Raw genomic sequence first — 1,440 nt, forward strand, 5'->3', positions numbered from 1 at the left:
TGGTCGACTGGGATCTCGCGGTGGCGACCGCCGCCCGGCTTGCGCGGCCGGGCCCGGAGGTCGGCCGCGAGGAGGCGCGGGCCGTCGTGGCCGAGCTGCGCCGGCACGCGAAGGCATCGGAGGAGCACGTCCGGGCGTTCACCCGGATGGGCGGGGACGAGGTGCACGACACCCCGGTGCTCGTCGTCGACCGGCCCGGCTGGGCCAAGGCCAACGTGGCGGGCTTCCGGGAGATCCTGCGTCCCCTGCTCGGCAAGATGCAGGAGCGCAGGGCGGGCAAGCCCGGCAGCGCCGTGGTGGGCGCGCTGGGCGGCAAGGTCACCGGCGTGGAACTGGGCGTGCTGCTCTCCTTCCTGGCCTCCCGGGTGCTCGGCCAGTACGAGACCTTCGCGCCCGCTGGCGACGAGCTGCCCGGCGGGGAGAACGGCGGGGGCCGGCTGCTGCTGGTCGCGCCCAACATCGTCCAGGTGGAGCGCGAACTGGACGTCGATCCCTCGGACTTCCGGCTCTGGGTCTGCCTGCACGAGGAGACCCACCGCACACAGTTCTCCGCGGTGCCCTGGCTGCGGGACCACCTGCGGGGCGAGATCCAGACCTTCCTCGCCGAGACCGACGTCGACCCGGGCCAGATGCTCGAGCGGATCCGTGACGCGGCCCAGTCCCTGGTGGGCGGCCGCGGCGACGACGACCGGGACGCGGCCGAGGAGAGGTCGCTGGTCGACCTGGTCCAGACGCCCGCCCAGCGGGAGGTCCTCGGCCGGATCACCGCCGTGATGTCGCTCCTTGAGGGCCACGCCGACTACGTGATGGACGGCGTCGGGCCCGAGGTGGTCGGCTCGGTGGCGGAGATCCGGGAGAAGTTCCAGCAGCGCCGGGCCAAGGGGGCGTCGCGGATGGACCTGATGCTCCGCAAGCTGCTCGGCCTGGACGCCAAGCTGCGCCAGTACCGGGACGGCGAGCGGTTCGTGCGGGCGGTCGTCGAGCAGGTCGGCATGGACGGCTTCAACCGTGCCTGGACCTCGCCCAACACCCTGCCGACCCCCGCGGAGATCCACGCACCGTCCGACTGGGTGGCCCGGGTCCACGGGACCGCGGGAGGCGCGGGCTGACGGAGGCACAGCCCGTGACCGAATATGGAACAAGTGCATCCGGTTGGCGGCAGGGCAACGCCTGATCAATCACCCTTCCGAGGGACCGTGTTCCCAAGGCGGGCGTGCGATGCTCGGATACCGACCTGTTTCTGTCACCATCAACGCACTCTGTGTGACCGTCCTGCGGGTCGGCTTCCCCGAACAACTTCATGAAGGGAACCGGACAATGGGTCCCCATCCAGCGGTCGCGGCGATACGCCTGGCGGTCCGCCGCGTCCTCAACGACATCCTCGCCGAGCACGGCTCGACGCTCACCTCCGCCCGCGCCGCCTCCGCCGGAGCGCGCGAC

1 protein-coding gene and 1 pseudogene are annotated in these 1,440 nt (G+C 71.9%); both read left to right on the top strand.

All coding sequences use genetic code 11. The features are described 5' to 3' along the window. Positions 1–1,109, top strand: a 1,109-nt coding sequence (locus tag HW445_RS30820) for a zinc-dependent metalloprotease (protein ID WP_180224080.1), incomplete at its 5' end; no start/stop codon positions are given. Between the two features lie 208 nt (positions 1,110–1,317). Further along, a pseudogene (locus tag HW445_RS33915) lies at positions 1,318–1,440 on the top strand (tRNA lysidine(34) synthetase TilS); the annotation flags it as partial.

This window comes from Streptomyces sp. UH6 (assembly GCF_013421635.1).
In the GTDB taxonomy this organism is placed as follows: domain Bacteria; phylum Actinomycetota; class Actinomycetes; order Streptomycetales; family Streptomycetaceae; genus Streptomyces; species Streptomyces abyssomicinicus.